This window comes from Chryseobacterium sp. Leaf404, from assembly GCF_001424145.1.
In the GTDB taxonomy this organism is placed as follows: Bacteria; Bacteroidota; Bacteroidia; order Flavobacteriales; family Weeksellaceae; genus Chryseobacterium.
Window position 1 is genome coordinate 73,937 of the sequence record NZ_LMQM01000004.1, and the last position, 13,937, is coordinate 87,873.

15 protein-coding genes are annotated in these 13,937 nt (G+C 35.8%); 9 read left to right on the forward strand and 6 right to left on the reverse strand.

The annotated features are described in order from the left end of the window. The first annotated feature begins 140 nt into the window (after positions 1 to 140). The 3 genes from ASG31_RS05065 to ASG31_RS05075 all read left to right on the forward strand — a co-directional run bounded on the left by ASG31_RS05065 (position 141) and on the right by ASG31_RS05075 (position 2,747). On the forward strand, positions 141 to 779 hold the full coding sequence (locus tag ASG31_RS05065) for an alpha/beta hydrolase (RefSeq protein ID WP_056028835.1): 639 nt from the start codon (positions 141 to 143) through the stop codon (positions 777 to 779). Positions 780 to 874: 95 nt separating this feature from the next. Further along, a complete protein-coding gene (locus ASG31_RS05070; RefSeq protein ID WP_056028837.1) occupies positions 875 to 2,197 on the forward strand; it encodes a PDZ domain-containing protein in 1,323 nt (440 codons plus the stop codon). A 1-nt stretch (position 2,198) separates the two neighbouring features. After that, positions 2,199 to 2,747, forward strand: a complete 549-nt coding sequence (locus ASG31_RS05075; protein ID WP_056028839.1) for a hypothetical protein — start codon at positions 2,199 to 2,201, stop codon at positions 2,745 to 2,747. On the opposite strand, the gene ASG31_RS05080 is transcribed toward ASG31_RS05075, so the two are convergent. The 6 genes from ASG31_RS05080 to ASG31_RS05105 all read right to left on the reverse strand — a co-directional run bounded on the left by ASG31_RS05080 (position 2,720) and on the right by ASG31_RS05105 (position 7,449). Then, on the reverse strand, positions 2,720 to 3,754 hold the full coding sequence (locus ASG31_RS05080) for a L,D-transpeptidase (protein ID WP_056028841.1): 1,035 nt from the start codon (positions 3,752 to 3,754) through the stop codon (positions 2,720 to 2,722). The two genes, ASG31_RS05075 and ASG31_RS05080, sit on opposite strands and share 28 nt — an antisense overlap. A gap of 170 nt (positions 3,755 to 3,924) precedes the next feature. Further along, positions 3,925 to 4,215 (reverse strand): helix-turn-helix transcriptional regulator, encoded by a 291-nt coding sequence (locus ASG31_RS05085; RefSeq protein WP_056028843.1) that lies wholly within the window; start codon positions 4,213 to 4,215, stop codon positions 3,925 to 3,927. A 723-nt stretch (positions 4,216 to 4,938) separates the two neighbouring features. Then, a complete protein-coding gene (locus ASG31_RS05090) occupies positions 4,939 to 5,220 on the reverse strand; it encodes a hypothetical protein (RefSeq protein WP_056028845.1) in 282 nt (93 codons plus the stop codon). 87 nt (positions 5,221 to 5,307) lie between these two features. Then, the gene (locus tag ASG31_RS05095) at positions 5,308 to 5,910 is read right to left on the reverse strand and encodes a T9SS type A sorting domain-containing protein (protein WP_131725498.1); all 603 of its coding nucleotides are present in this window, start codon (positions 5,908 to 5,910) and stop codon (positions 5,308 to 5,310) included. Positions 5,911 to 6,038: 128 nt separating this feature from the next. Then, the gene (locus tag ASG31_RS05100; protein WP_056028849.1) at positions 6,039 to 6,758 is read right to left on the reverse strand and encodes a cadherin-like beta sandwich domain-containing protein; all 720 of its coding nucleotides are present in this window, start codon (positions 6,756 to 6,758) and stop codon (positions 6,039 to 6,041) included. Between the two features lie 199 nt (positions 6,759 to 6,957). Beyond that, positions 6,958 to 7,449: a T9SS type A sorting domain-containing protein gene (locus ASG31_RS05105; protein ID WP_056028852.1), complete on the reverse strand. Its 492-nt coding sequence runs from the start codon at positions 7,447 to 7,449 to the stop codon at positions 6,958 to 6,960. A gap of 672 nt (positions 7,450 to 8,121) precedes the next feature. Between ASG31_RS05105 and ASG31_RS05110 the strand changes: the two genes are divergently transcribed. The 6 genes from ASG31_RS05110 to ASG31_RS05130 all read left to right on the forward strand — a co-directional run bounded on the left by ASG31_RS05110 (position 8,122) and on the right by ASG31_RS05130 (position 13,773). Next, the gene (locus ASG31_RS05110) at positions 8,122 to 9,579 is read left to right on the forward strand and encodes an SdrD B-like domain-containing protein (RefSeq protein WP_056028854.1); all 1,458 of its coding nucleotides are present in this window, start codon (positions 8,122 to 8,124) and stop codon (positions 9,577 to 9,579) included. Positions 9,580 to 9,593: 14 nt separating this feature from the next. Then, on the forward strand, positions 9,594 to 10,127 hold the full coding sequence (locus ASG31_RS05115) for a hypothetical protein (RefSeq protein ID WP_056028856.1): 534 nt from the start codon (positions 9,594 to 9,596) through the stop codon (positions 10,125 to 10,127). 266 nt (positions 10,128 to 10,393) lie between these two features. Next, on the forward strand, positions 10,394 to 10,750 hold the full coding sequence (locus ASG31_RS05120) for a hypothetical protein (RefSeq protein ID WP_056028858.1): 357 nt from the start codon (positions 10,394 to 10,396) through the stop codon (positions 10,748 to 10,750). A gap of 484 nt (positions 10,751 to 11,234) precedes the next feature. Beyond that, positions 11,235 to 11,678, forward strand: a complete 444-nt coding sequence (locus ASG31_RS18450; RefSeq protein WP_131725499.1) for a hypothetical protein — start codon at positions 11,235 to 11,237, stop codon at positions 11,676 to 11,678. Positions 11,679 to 12,635: 957 nt separating this feature from the next. Next, positions 12,636 to 12,887 (forward strand): Lrp/AsnC ligand binding domain-containing protein, encoded by a 252-nt coding sequence (locus tag ASG31_RS05125; RefSeq protein WP_157844443.1) that lies wholly within the window; start codon positions 12,636 to 12,638, stop codon positions 12,885 to 12,887. A gap of 352 nt (positions 12,888 to 13,239) precedes the next feature. Beyond that, entirely contained in the window at positions 13,240 to 13,773 is a 534-nt protein-coding gene (locus ASG31_RS05130; RefSeq protein WP_056028861.1) for a hypothetical protein, read from the forward strand. Positions 13,774 to 13,937: the final 164 nt, after the last annotated feature.

The window sequence follows — 13,937 nt, forward strand, 5'->3', positions numbered from 1 at the left end:
ATCAATATAAAAATAACTTTTATGAAAATTTTCCACGAATACCATACAAACTCTGTCAATTCGTCAAAAATTTTTTTTATGTTCGCTTTGGTTATCTTCTTTAATAAACGTAAAAATATATAATTGATTATATTTGCCTTATGAATTTAGATTACATCGTCAGAGAGCCTGAGCAAATATCGCCTTCCACTCCTATTCTCTTTATGCTGCATGGTTACGGAAGTAATGAGCAGGATCTCTTCAGTTTCAGAGAAGATCTTCCCAAAGACTGGATTTTGATAAGCTTCAGAGCTCCGGGAAGTACAGAATTTGAAGGTTTTTCGTGGTTTGACATCAATTTTAACAATCCTGAAAACTTTATAGATACCGATAAAGCGAACGAAATGGTTCAGGTTCTGATTCAAAATATAATGACCATCATCAATCACTATGGTTTAACGGAGAGCAAAACCCATCTCTGCGGTTTCAGCCAGGGAGGAATTCTTGCCTACGCTTTAGCACTGAAACATCCTGAATTATTTAACAAAATTGCCCTGTTGAGCACGTATCCGGAAGAAAAACTACTCACTGATATTGTAAAAGAAAAGAAGAAATTAGAAAATCTCAGGTTTTTTATTTCACATGGAACAGATGATGCAATAATCCCTTTAGAATGGGGCAGAAAAGCGGCAGATATGCTCTATGATCTGAGCTGTTATTTTTCTTTCCGAGAATATATGAACGGGCATGGAGTCAATCAGAAAAATTATATAGACCTGATGGATTTTTTCGCTAAATAACTCAATTACAGAATAATACAATTAAATTAAAACATTTTCAGCTCCTGAAGATGTTTTTTTCTGGCACCAAACGATATATTTATTAAATTCATTACATGAAACCAGTCGGCATATTATTCTTTTTGTTGGTGAGCATTTTCTTTAATGCTCAAAACAGTTTTGAGATGATACAGCCTAAGAAAGTAACAATTCCGTTTAAGCTGATTAACAATTTAATTTTCATTCAGATTGAAGTAAATGGGGTGGAGCTCACCTTTTTTGTAGATTCTGGCGTAAACGAAACCACAATTTTCAGCCTTGAAAACAAAGAAATTAAATTCAGTAATCTTGAAAAAACCACATTCACAGGTTTAGGTACCAGCGGAAGTATTGACGGTTTTAAGTCTGAAGGAAACACTGCCAAAATCGGTAAAAACCTGCTTAACAAAGATTTTTATTTTTACATCATTTCAGATCCTGAATTTAATATCTCATCCCACATCGGTATTCCCGTGAATGGTATTATTGGATATCAGTTTTTTAAAAACCACCAGATCATCATTGATTATGAAGGAAAAAAAATGACGCTTTTCTCTGATGATCAAAGTTTCAAATCTAAAGTAAAAAAATTTGAAGAACTGCCAATTACCATAGAAAAATCCAAACCTTACATTCTGGCTGATGTGGAAATGACGAACACTCCCAAAAGCTCAAAACTTCTTTTAGACCTTGGAAATACCGATGCTATCTGGCTTTTCCCAAAATTAATTAAAGATTTTGTCTACAACCGTCCCAATATTGAAGATTATCTGGGCAGAGGTTTCAATGGAGATATTTTTGGAAAACGCAGCCGTATTCATCAGCTGTCTTTGGGTAAATTCAAATTTGAAAAACCTCTGATTGCGATGCCTGACGAGTACTCTATTCAAAATTTAAATCTTGTAAAAGACCGGAAAGGTTCCATTGGAAGCGAAATTCTGCGTAGATTTACATTGGCATTTGATTACAAAAACGAAAAACTTTACCTGAAAAAAAACCGGAACTTTAATGACCCCTTCCATTTTAACATGAGTGGAATTGATTTTAAACAGGACGGTATGCAATGGGAACAGGATTTGATGCGTGTGGAAGCCAAAAAAAGTATGGATCTTCAAAGTACAGAAGTAATTGCCAATACACTGCAGTACAAATTTGTGCTGAAGCCCATTTTTTCAGTTGCCGGCGTCAGAAAAGATTCACCGGGGGCACTTGCAGGACTGCAAAAAGATGATCTTCTCATAAAAATCAACGGTAAGAAAACTACTGACATGACTTTACAGAAAATCGTAGATCTTATGAAATCTGATGAAGGACGGGCCATAGAAATGGAAATTGAAAGGAAGTTCAAACCCATGAAAATCAGGTTTATTTTAGAAGACCCAATACCCTATCAGGAATAATATGAATACAGAAGAAACCACCTTAGATAAGATCAGAAACAGGCCGAGATTTAAAATGTTCAGCGTTCTTTCTAAAGAAGAATATGCAGAAAATCTTAAACAATTCATGGCTTCCCATTCTCAGGAATTTGAGGGGAATATCAACAAAGAAGTAGCCACCATCTGCGTAAAAACCGAAGATGACAATTACTGGAAACCTCAGCTCGCCTTAAGGGTAGAAACTGAAGATGAAAGAACACTGGTGAGAGGTGTTTTCGGGCCCAGCTCTGCTGTATGGACATTTTTTATGTTTATGTATTTCCTTTTCTCAATTTCCTGGATGACTTTTTTCACGATGTTTTATGTGGAAAGACAGATTAAAACAAATGAGTACCCGTGGGCACTCACTTTATCTTTTGTGATGTTGTTTTTTATTGCATTAACATATGCTGCAGCAAGATTCGGACAATTTAAAGGTAAGGATGAAATGCTGAAGCTGAGACGTTTTGCCGAAGAATCTACCCTGCCTTTTGAGAATAAAGATCAGTTACCAATCTCTCCAGAATCCTGAATAGTCTGAGCTTCCATAGATTTTGCCTGTGAAATTGAATCTGAAACTTTGTCTCTGTTGGTCTGCTCTTTCACCATTTTATCTACAAGTGGGCCTAAAAGTTTTTCCATTTCCTCAACAGAGATATTGTTGGCATTAGGATCTGTGAGGAGTTTTCTCCAGGGTTTTTGTCCGCCCCATTTGTAATCGCCGTAAACCATTACGGGAGTTCCCTTCGCCTTTGTAGTTGCACCACCGGGATTCAAAATCCACGTGTCTGCATAGGAATACAGCCATTGAGCATCCTTCATCAGCAATCTCAAACATGAATGCGAAGCTGGATATCCTGGAAGCTCATACTGGTGCCATCCTATTCCACCCGAATTATGGATATTAAAGTTGTAAGGAAGTTTCCACTCGCTGTCGACAGTTGATATCGCCAGCTTTTTCTTCCAATTGGCAAATGTAAGCCCCCTTGTAGTCTGTGCTGCTTTTTTACCCATACTCGTTGGTCCCCATTTCACTAAATTTCCGTTAGAATAAACTCCGTAAGCCTGAATTGGGTACGAGAAAATTACAAATTTTTTCACCTTGCTTAGAACATCGAGCTGAATGGGAAATGGTGAATAGGCCATCAGAGTACTGTCTATGGTTGCAGGAATAACCAGAGTATCTGCGCTTCTCTTAAACTTAGAATCCAGTCTGTTGAGTGCCAAAATTGTGTAACGGTCTTTTGCAGAGTATTTTTTTTCAAAATCTGCGTACATAGAATCTCTGAGTTTTTTGTCTTTTGGAAAAATAATTCCGCTGTAAAAACCATTCTCCTGAATCATTGGTGAAACAGATTCTTTTACAGGCTCCACCTCCACAGAATCGGGATTTTTGGCAGCCTCAGCGATTTCTTTGGAAATCTCCTGTTGGTCTTTTGGATTAGAAACATCTTGTTTTTCATCTTTTTTACAGGAATACAAAATGATACTGAAAATAGAAAAATAAATTAAAAATTTTAGACTGAATATTTTTTTCATACATACTGATTTCTGCCCTAAAAATACAAAATTCAGACCTTATTTGTAAAATCGAAAGAAATAATTTTTAAAGTTCAGAACTATTTAAGGCAGAATACTTTAAGATAAACATCAGTTCAACATTCATCACAGGTTTTTGAAAATTGCAAGACTTTCGTTATGAAAGCATGCTATTTCAGATTGATTAAAAACTCGTACAAATCGTCTTCCGGCAGGAGGTTAAGTCTTTTTCTCAAACGGGATCTGCTTACATTGATGTTTGACGGTAAAACGTGAAGAATATCTGCCATTTCTTTTGAGGTAAGCCCAATTCTGAGATAAGCGCAGAGTCTCAAATCGTAGATGGAGAGAGTAGGAAATTTCTTTTTCATCATCCTGAAAAACTCCTGAAGCAGCTCATCCATCTGGATTTCGAACGTGTTGTCTTCGCTCTCAAGATAGGTTTTCAGAAGCCTTCTCATCTCTCCCAGACGAATCTGAAGAATGTTGGGATTCTGCTCCAGCTCTACAATTTTTTCACTGAGCGTGTAAAGAAGTCTGTTTTTGTCGTCATCATCTTTCGCTTTAGTTGCTAGCTCGATGGTCTTGTGCTTAACCTCTTCCCGCAGTTTGTTCTGCTCCTGCTCCAGCTACAGCTGGCGTTGAAAAATCATTTCATTTTTATGTTTTTCAGATTGTCTTTCAAGAGATTCTTTTTCTTTCTCTAAAAGTATTTTTTCCTGCTTTTTAAGCTTTGATCTGTTATATTTTTTTATCAGGTACACTGTTGCCAGAATGAGTAAAACGAAAAACACCCTGATCTTTGGTCACAACCCTCAGCAGATTCTGATGAAAAAAAACACCTGAAATTTCAAAGGGCACTTGATTAGGATAAGCAAAAATAGGATTTAGCTAATTATCTCTGTACTCAAAAAGTCCTTTTTTTTCATCTGCCAGAAAAATTCTTCCGTTGGCTTAAAAACTCTCAGAAACCAATAGGGAGCCGATATTTTTTTCAGAACTTTACGATGATAGGCGTACAGGTTTTGATGTGAAATAAAAACTATTTTACCATGAGCTTCATATGTACCCCAAAACTCTTCGTTTACACCACCAATCTTTGTCTTGAAGGGATAGATAGACTGATATTTGAATTGTCTGAACTAATTTTTACGACAAATTCCGAAATCCATATCAGATACTGTTTAAATTACGGAATCGCTGGCGAGGTGAAGTGATCTCGTATACCCTTTCGATCCCCGGAATCTGTTCCATTTTTCACCGTCATACTCTATCAGTCCGTTTTCTGAAGCCATATAAATCAAGCCGTTCTCAGCAGATTTAATTTCCCAGATTTTACCGTGATTACCGTAATCATCCGGCAGGTAAGTCTGTAGAAAAGGCATATCTTTTTGAGGAATATTCTGAGAAGAAATCCAGACAGCAGGGATAAGGAATGCGAAAATGAGTAGAGAAAGTTTCAACATAAGGTTTGATCAAATATACTGATATTAAGACCAAAAATCGCCCGCCGAAAAATTTTCAGCGGACGATTGATAATATTTAGAAATAGACTATTTAACGATTAGCTTCGAAGACTGTGTTTCGCCTTTATCAGTAACTGTTTTGATCATATAAACGCCTTTAGATAAACCTTCGGTTATAACCGTATTTTCTTCTGAAGATTTTACTTTCTGACCAGACATATTAAAAATTTCTAACGATTTCACTTTTGCATCTAATGTTACCATTTCACCAGCTTTTACAGGGTTTGGATATATCTTCACACCGGTTTTTACTGAAGCCTCGGCAGTTGCAAGAACTGTGTTTTTGTGGAAGTAAAAATTATCGATGTAAATCTTATCCAGCGTAGCAGAACTTCCCAGAATAATCTGATAAATTTTGTCTCTTGCAGCTGAACCTCCTCCTGCAATTGAGAAATTTGCCAACGGAACATCCAGAGATACCCAGGTTTGAGAAGCAGAAACAGGATTACCCAATTCGATTGCACTTGTTTCCCCAGCAGTGGCCGGAAGATTACCATGGTTTGAAAGTTTCGGGCTGAAAACTGCACCTACGTTTACAGGAGCATCTTCTATCCAGTAATCAATATGAAAAATGAGTAAACCCAGACAGATTAATTGAGTTGGCCAGCTGTATGCCCAAAAAGTTTCCAAAATCAATCTTTTTCACAGCCTTACCTCCCGCTGTTTCATCTGTAATATCAGCAGAATCCCAGCTTGTAGACCACTCACTTACGGGTACTGCAGAACCTGGATAAGCGTCACTAAACAAAGAAAGAACATCAGTTGCCAATCTTGCAGGCGGAGTTGGCGCAGCTACGCTTGGTCCTGTAACCGTAATAGTTTACCGTGTATGTTTTTGTGGTAGTTCCATTTTGTGCAGTGACTAAAACTGTGGCTGTGCCTGGAATAGCAGACGCCTGTGTAATCACTCTGGAAGCACTGGCATTGGTAGCTGTAGCCAAAGTAATCTGCGGAACTGCACTACCCTGAGCAAAATTCACATTATATACAGCAGTTGCCGGACTGAAACCGGAAACCGTAGTCCCATTTACTTTAAGATCACTTAATGTAGCGTCTGCAAGAGGATTCACAGGGGCTTTCCAGAAATAAATATTATCCAGATAAACCGTAGACGGTGTGGTACCAGACTGTCCGTCAAATTTCAATTGAAAAACAAAGTTCCAGGTCATCCCAGTGAATGCAGATTTTGGCAAATTGATGCTGCTCCATCCGGCATTTACCAAAGGAATATTCACCAAAAACTCGCTTGCTCCAGTTCCGTTATTGATAGGGGAAACTTTCAGGACTGCACCTGCTGTACTTGTCCACAAATCTACATGAAGATACTCCATTGCAGCAGCGTTCTGAGTAGTAAGTTCAGTTCCCTGATAATTGAAATTTGCATAAGTCATTACATTATTTCCAGAACCGGAAACTGGTACAAAAGTAGGATTTACTGTGCCAGACTGCCACCAGTTCGGATTGTAGTTGGTAGCCACATTGGTGTATGCATCACTGAAAACCGAAATTACATTCGCCTGGAGATGCGTTGGCGTTGGTGCGTTCGCTGTTGGCTATGCGAAGCCAAAACTAAATGCTAAAAGCATTACAAAAAGAGATAATTTTTTCATTTTATTAAAAATTTAAAGGGTTAATATTGATTGTTAATTGTAATGTATCATTCCTGATCTTATTTTCTTAGTTTTTTATGATTTTGTGCGAGCGTGTTCCCTTTGCATTTTCAATTTTTATCATATAATTTCCTGATGGATAATTGCTCATTTCCAGTTCCGAAATTTTCCCGACTGATTTTTCCACCAGTTTTTTACCCGAAAAATCGTAAAGAGTAATGGTGTGTTTCTCTTCTGATAATTTTAAACTTAAAACAGCTTCTACAGGATTGGGATAGAGCGCTTCTTTTGTTTTGGAAAACTCTTCCACTCCCAATATTCCACACGAGTCTCCTACTACATAAGAAAAATAGTTGGTTACGGATAAACCTCCTGCATACGCAAATTTCACGGCATAATTAATCGTAGAACCAATGGCTTGTCCCGTAATCGTATGCGTAAATTTCTTCCCGGAAACGTTGGTCATTGATGTTTCGGTGAACTGAGTTTGTTTTTTCAAATAGGCCACAACGCCAGTAATAATCTCATTTTTTAGAAACCGCTGCAATTTGTTTCCCATAAAAAATCATCATCTTTAAAAACCGATTGAAATCAGGAAGAATATAGTTTCATTTTTTACAGCACAAGTATTGTGATTGTAGAATTATAAAATTGAAAATTCCGTTTATTCAGACCGAAAATCAAGAGAAATAGGGATGAAAAAGGTTGTTTTAACAAGTATTTATTTACAGAATACCACATAAAGTGAAATAATTATGTTAAATAGAGGAATTCCGGGCAAATTGTAATCAGTATGCATTACATTTGTGTAATTCTTTCGGGAAATACACACTTTACAAAAAAAAAAAAAAAAAATGGTTACTGAATTAGTCACCCCAGAAATCTGTATTTTTTTATACAGGGTTTCACCACACACTGATTTTTCAAAATCAGTCTTCGGAAAATCAACAGATATTCCGCCAAACTTACATCTTCAGGATTATTCTTCCTGGTAAAACCACAATCTGTTCACATTTTTACAGCTACAATAGATAGAGCGTTTAATTCTGTGTAGAACTACCGGCATAAAGCTGATCCGTCTGTATTGAAAACATACAGGGATGCCGCTGCACTTCCATCTCCCGCCAAATTATGGTGAAGGGACAGTTACGTTCTTATCGCATCAACTAATAACTTACTTTCAATAACTTAGGTCTGCAGATTCTGCCGATCAAACCTTTTACATACCTATATGAAAGCCACTTACATTCGTATTTTATTCTCACTGCTACCGGTAGCCTGTTTCTCACAATCTGTTCCTGAAAAAATTTATACAGATTTTAACGGATTCTGGGAGAGCAATGTCAATAATTCTTTAATACCCAATAACAGCCATAATCTTATCGCTTTTAAACTGGGAAACACCGTTTTTTCGACCGGCGTTAATGACAATTTACTCACATCGAAAGGTATCGTTTTTTCGGCAAGAAATTTTGCTGCTTTACCTATCACGTCAAATCCTGTTCCCATCAACGGAACCTATATTGGGGTGGGACGTGTTTTTGAGGGTGACGGCGATGTGAGCCCAATTCCCGTATCTGCACCGTTGTCACAATATTTAACTGACGGTAACCACGGTCTTGACCTTGGAACAGCGATTTTCAATTTTCCTTCAGGTGCAGAAATTAAATACCAGATTCAGGACATCAGTATTCCATCCATCGGCGATGGCGTTCCTGATTTAATTATTACCCAAATGGGTCAGATCAGCAATGTGCAGGACCGTTATTCTTTCCGAAACAGTGCGGGAACTGTTGTAGGAACCGAATTTAATGTTGATCTCTCAACTGTTCAGAGTCTCGGTTTGCTCAGATGGAAATTTTACAATGCACATACAACGCCTATTACTTACAATACTACGGTGGGCCCTAATGATACTAACAATACCAGAGATGTACGAGTACTTGCACTGGATTGGGCAGATCTGGGAATCACAAGCGCCAACGCTGCACAGGTTTCAAGCTTTAACCAAGTATTTTCCGGGCAGAGCGATCTTTCTTTTACAGCTTACAATAAAAACTCCATCAGTCTGAGAATGCCTGTGAGTGGATCTGTTTTTAAAGATAATAATGGCGGAATTCCCAATGGGCTACCCTTTCAGAACGTATCTCTCAGTCTTAAAAACAGCAGCGGAGTTACTGTTGCCACTACCGTGACGGATTTCAGCGGATTTTATTCTTTTCAGAATATTCTGGCAGGAAATTATACTGTTACCATAAGCACACCCGCCGGATATGAAATTGTAGGAAACAGTGCGGGAAACCTTTCAAGCACTTTAAATGTTCAGATATCTGATGCACCTGTCCAGAACAGAAACTTTGGTCTTTACAGGCTTCCCTGCGTTAAACCCGGTCTTGCAGGTGCCCCCGCAGGATATGGAAAACTGGGAATTTTAACTAAAAAAGCAATTACTCTTTCAAAATGGCCTACCACTGTACCGAATGGTACCCTGGTGATTGACTCAGACAGCAAGGGTTTGGTAATCACGCACATGACCACCAGCCAGAGGAATGCACTTTCAGCCGTGGAAGGTATGATGATTTATAACACAGATCTGCAATGTGTACAGATTTTCAGAGGAAATAATCCCGGAGTAGATAAATCACGTACCGGATGGAACTGTGTTGTAAGAGGCTGTAATGAAGAATAAAATTAAAGAGAATTATGAAAAAATTAATATACACAGTAAAATTCATTCTGATAATGCTGGCTTATGATCAACTGAATGCACAGATAGGCATTGGAACTACAGTACTCACCAACAGCAGCGTTCTGCTTGAATTTGGAGCTGATTCTACCGGAATTATTCTTCCACAGGTAACGTCAGCAACCAATGCAGCAGCAGGTACATTTTTATTTGACGCAGCAGATAAATCTGTAAAGATGAAGGAAGACAAAAACAACAGTTTAAATGGAAACTGGACCAATTTAACCCAAAACAGCATCCAGGGTAAACTGCACAGTTTTTCGAATGCGGGCGTTGATCAGATTGGTAACAACGGTGTAGTGATGGGAAGTTTTACAAGTTCGAAATCCGGAGCTCTGGTTTTAGAATCCACTACCAGAGCCCTTGTGCTCCCAAAAGTAAACAATCCACAGAATGCCCTCAAAGGTTCCATCGCAGGCACGATGGTATATGATACTGCATCAGGAATGCTGGCGGTATTTGACGGAAGCACCTGGAGCTACTGGAAATAAAAAAAATTCTGCATAAAACAGAAACTAAAATTCCAAAGCCTGACAAAAGGCTGAAGCTGCGCTTTTCAGTGCAGCTTTTTTTGCGGGAAAACTTTAAGCAGAAAGTCCCTATTCCAAAAGACTGAATTCTGCGGTTTCCAGATAAGTGCACTTCAATAAAAATTAATTAAAAAATAGGTAAATATTTATTACCAATCTGAAAATTTTAGCATACCCATTTTAGAGTTAATACTGCAAAACGCCTTTATCTTTACCAAAACAATATAATGCACTACCGTCTTGAAAAGCGATTGGAATCTCGCGACCCCAATGTGAGATTTAACACCGTATATTTTAACACCTTTAAAATAAATGTAATCGAAAGATATACAAACAAAAAAGCTGAAACAAAAAGTCTTTGTGAGGCTAAATTTAAGGTCCGTACACTGGAAGACAAACTTATTTTTAAAAAAAACGGAGAAGTCACCTCGTATCTGAGAAATGAAAATTTTATAATCTATAAAAGTCTTTTAAAGGCCATACAGCCACAAAATCTTAATGACCGTCTACAGCAAAACCAGGATCGCGAGCAGGATTATGTTTACTTCCTGTTAAAAATCGCATTAGAAAATTATCAGTTTTGATCTTCTAAAACAGGGCAAAAGATTACTGTGAGCCAGACTATGCTCAAATTCCCGAGCCATAATTTTGTTCTTTTTAATTGCTGAATGTATTATAAAGTGAAAAAGTAAATTTTCTGTAGGAATACTATCAATTCATAATTTTGTATTATGAATTACTTTTAAAAATCAATTCTTTTGCAAGGACGGCTTCGAAACAGTATCCCAACTAATCATTCTAAAATATCACGAGTACAAAAGCGTTTCTGCTTTTGCTCAGCTGTTTTCAGTGATTATAGACAGGTAAATTTCTTTATTAAATTCACTTGAATATCAGGAAAATTGCTTTAAAAGGAATTATTTGATATTGGTTTGATTATAAACCATTGACATTAAAAGAATTAAAAAACATTTAAAATTTGATAACATAAAATTATTGATATATTAACAAATTAGTATATTTTTACACAACCAAACACCCATAATAAGAAATTTAAGTTTTTTATGTATGGATAATATATTATGTATGAAAATATCGAATGCTACTCAGATAAGATTTCTGGCGTATTTAGTTTTGACTTCAGCAATTCTCACCTTGACTTCACTGCTCTTTCAGGAAAATTTAATTATACAGGGCATACACCTCCTTTTCTTCACTGTATTATCTTACGTTTTTATTAATTTAAGATCTACTTTTATAGAATTTTCAGGATCGTGCCTGGCCATAAAAAAAATCCACCCACTATCAACAAAAAAATTTATAAAACCTGTTTTAGAACTTCCGGTTTCATCACTCTCCGAATTTTCGATTTTGGAAAACATGCTGAGCGACTGCATCAAGATAAAAATGCGTTCATCAGGCAACGCAAAAACTTTCAGATTTCATCTGTTCTTCTTCAGCAAAAAGCAAATCGTCAGCTTTAAAAACAGCATCCATTTGATTCGCCAGTAATTACCAACTGCAAAAAAATATTTAACTAAAAACAAATCAGATCCGTAATTTTCGTTGCAGATCTGATTGGTTTTGGGTAGTAGTCTGCAGTTAATTTAAGTTGTTTCAAGACCCGAATTTCCTTTTTGAACTGTCAAAACTTTTTGCATATTCCCAGGTTTTGGAATTGATCCGATTGATCATTTTTAATGATATAGCTAAAAATAAAACCCCCATAAAACATTCGTTTTAAGGGGGTTTTGCTGAAATTTGAATAAACTTCTGCGATCCGGACGGGACTGTGAGCATTTCAAACAAACACCTATTAGTAAGGTTTTCAGTTACTTGAATGATATTTAATCCCTAATTCGTCCCTTAAAATTTATGTAATTTTATTACGTTTTGTAGATAAAACAAATCTATAAAATTTTTAGAAATTATGTTAAGAAAATTTTAATAAAGACAATGTTTTAAAGTAAAAAGAAATTAATGCACCGATTTTTAGACTAGAAAAAATATTCTTACGATATTCATATCAATTTTTAAATGGTAGGTTTATGATATGTTCCATAATCTTATTTATAAGCCTTCTTCTGACTTTGAGAATGTTGCTTTATTTTTAACGCCGTTATATGAACTTCGTAACTGTGCCAATATAAATGAGTCTAACTAAATAGCAGAGATTTTGAAGACGAGACTATTGATTGGAGAAAAACCATTATTAATTATTAACGGTTTAAGCAATTTAATAGAATCATGATTTGAAATTGTGATTCGAACCAGAGATTATCCTGTCAAATATCTCCTTACTACAAGACAAGAAGATTGGTACCGTTTCGGTGCTGATCTTTCAGAGATAAAATTAATGATAGTAGATATATCTTTAACAATAAATGAAGCCCGCAAAATTTTTGAAGAGTTTTAAAAAAAACAAAAAATTCATGATGAGAGTTGTTTCTGGAAAATGAAAGAATTGAATTGATAGATGAAATTGGAGAAAGTTTTAAACAGATTCCTGAAATCCAACAATGCTATTGTTTAACTGGCGAGTTTGATTTTTTTCTGGTTATAGTTGTGCCATCGATGAGTTATAATGAAAAATTTACCTGTAGAATATTTTTTAGTAATAAAAACATTAAAAAGTTCCACACAATTGTGGTTATGGAAATAAATAAAAACACTTTAGAAATTCCAATGCCTCTTTTGTTCTTAACGACTGATCAACGGTAATCTCAAAAAACGATATTATATCAGAAAAACTTATATACTCTGCACATGAAGTTCAAAATATATTAAAGAAAGTTATTGAAGCTGCTTCTAACCGTATTTTTGAATTCATAGATAATGAGAATATAATTGTAGAAATTTATTATCAAAATATGTTCAGCCGGCGAAACGGAAAACTTAGCATGTTAAGGATAAATTATAGTTTTCCTCGACTGACTTTTGTAAAAATTTACATAATTTAATATTTTTAATAATATTAATAATTAAATATGAATAATTTATTTTATATTACCAATACCTAACAATTAAATATTTTATTATAAAAAAAACTAATATTTTACTTTATTTTATCTTTATGATAGCTTTGGTTATTTCTTGTGAAACGGAAAAAACTGTAATTGATAAAGCTGAAACTAAAGAAAAAATATCTAACCCTTCTTTATCTGGAAAATTAACTGCAATTACTATAGACAATAACATCGTAATCGCAGGGCCGAATGGTGATTTGTATCCTAGTAAGGAAGAGATAAGAACAGTTCTAACAGACGAATTAGCTAAGGCTGGTGTTACTACAAATTATGGAGAGATGACAATACTAAGAGAAATGACTGACGCTGGTGAAGTAATAGCACTCAGAGCTAATGATTTTGATAATGGAGTGAAAACTACTATATTTCTACAAGCTACAGAAGATGGAAAATTTAGACTAGCTCCTTCAACTGGAACATGTTCATGTAAATCTAAAGCTTGTGCTACATCTATTGGTTGTACTGCGGAAATGTTTGGCACAAATTGTACGTGTACATCTTGTAGCGGAGATTGTGAAAAAACAAGTACAGCATCTTTTGGTGAAGCATTAGTAGCTCATCTCTCAAGTGATCTTGACTAAATAATTTTTAAGTAATGTCGCGTCCTAAAAATCCGATACAGATTATAGGTCAAATACAATTAATTTAAGAATCCGTCTCACAACAAAATTTGAGGCGGATTTTTTATTTCAGTAAAATGTATATTATTTTGGAAAATAGAAAAAGTTGTCCTCTTTAGGCAACT

Bases quoted from the DNA above. Each gene is read 5' to 3' on its own strand.
- ASG31_RS05065 (WP_056028835.1), top strand. From the start codon at position 141: ATGAATTTAGATTACATCGTCAGAGAGCCTGAGCAAATATCGCCTTCC.
- ASG31_RS05070 (WP_056028837.1), top strand. From the start codon at position 875: ATGAAACCAGTCGGCATATTATTCTTTTTGTTGGTGAGCATTTTCTTT.
- ASG31_RS05075 (WP_056028839.1), top strand. From the start codon at position 2,199: ATGAATACAGAAGAAACCACCTTAGATAAGATCAGAAACAGGCCGAGA.
- ASG31_RS05080 (WP_056028841.1), bottom strand. From the start codon at position 3,754: ATGAAAAAAATATTCAGTCTAAAATTTTTAATTTATTTTTCTATTTTC.
- ASG31_RS05085 (WP_056028843.1), bottom strand. From the start codon at position 4,215: ATGAGAAGGCTTCTGAAAACCTATCTTGAGAGCGAAGACAACACGTTC.
- ASG31_RS05090 (WP_056028845.1), bottom strand. From the start codon at position 5,220: ATGTTGAAACTTTCTCTACTCATTTTCGCATTCCTTATCCCTGCTGTC.
- ASG31_RS05105 (WP_056028852.1), bottom strand. From the start codon at position 7,449: ATGGGAAACAAATTGCAGCGGTTTCTAAAAAATGAGATTATTACTGGC.
- ASG31_RS05110 (WP_056028854.1), top strand. From the start codon at position 8,122: ATGAAAGCCACTTACATTCGTATTTTATTCTCACTGCTACCGGTAGCC.
- ASG31_RS05115 (WP_056028856.1), top strand. From the start codon at position 9,594: ATGAAAAAATTAATATACACAGTAAAATTCATTCTGATAATGCTGGCT.
- ASG31_RS05120 (WP_056028858.1), top strand. From the start codon at position 10,394: ATGCACTACCGTCTTGAAAAGCGATTGGAATCTCGCGACCCCAATGTG.
- ASG31_RS18450 (WP_131725499.1), top strand. From the start codon at position 11,235: ATGGATAATATATTATGTATGAAAATATCGAATGCTACTCAGATAAGA.
- ASG31_RS05130 (WP_056028861.1), top strand. From the start codon at position 13,240: ATGATAGCTTTGGTTATTTCTTGTGAAACGGAAAAAACTGTAATTGAT.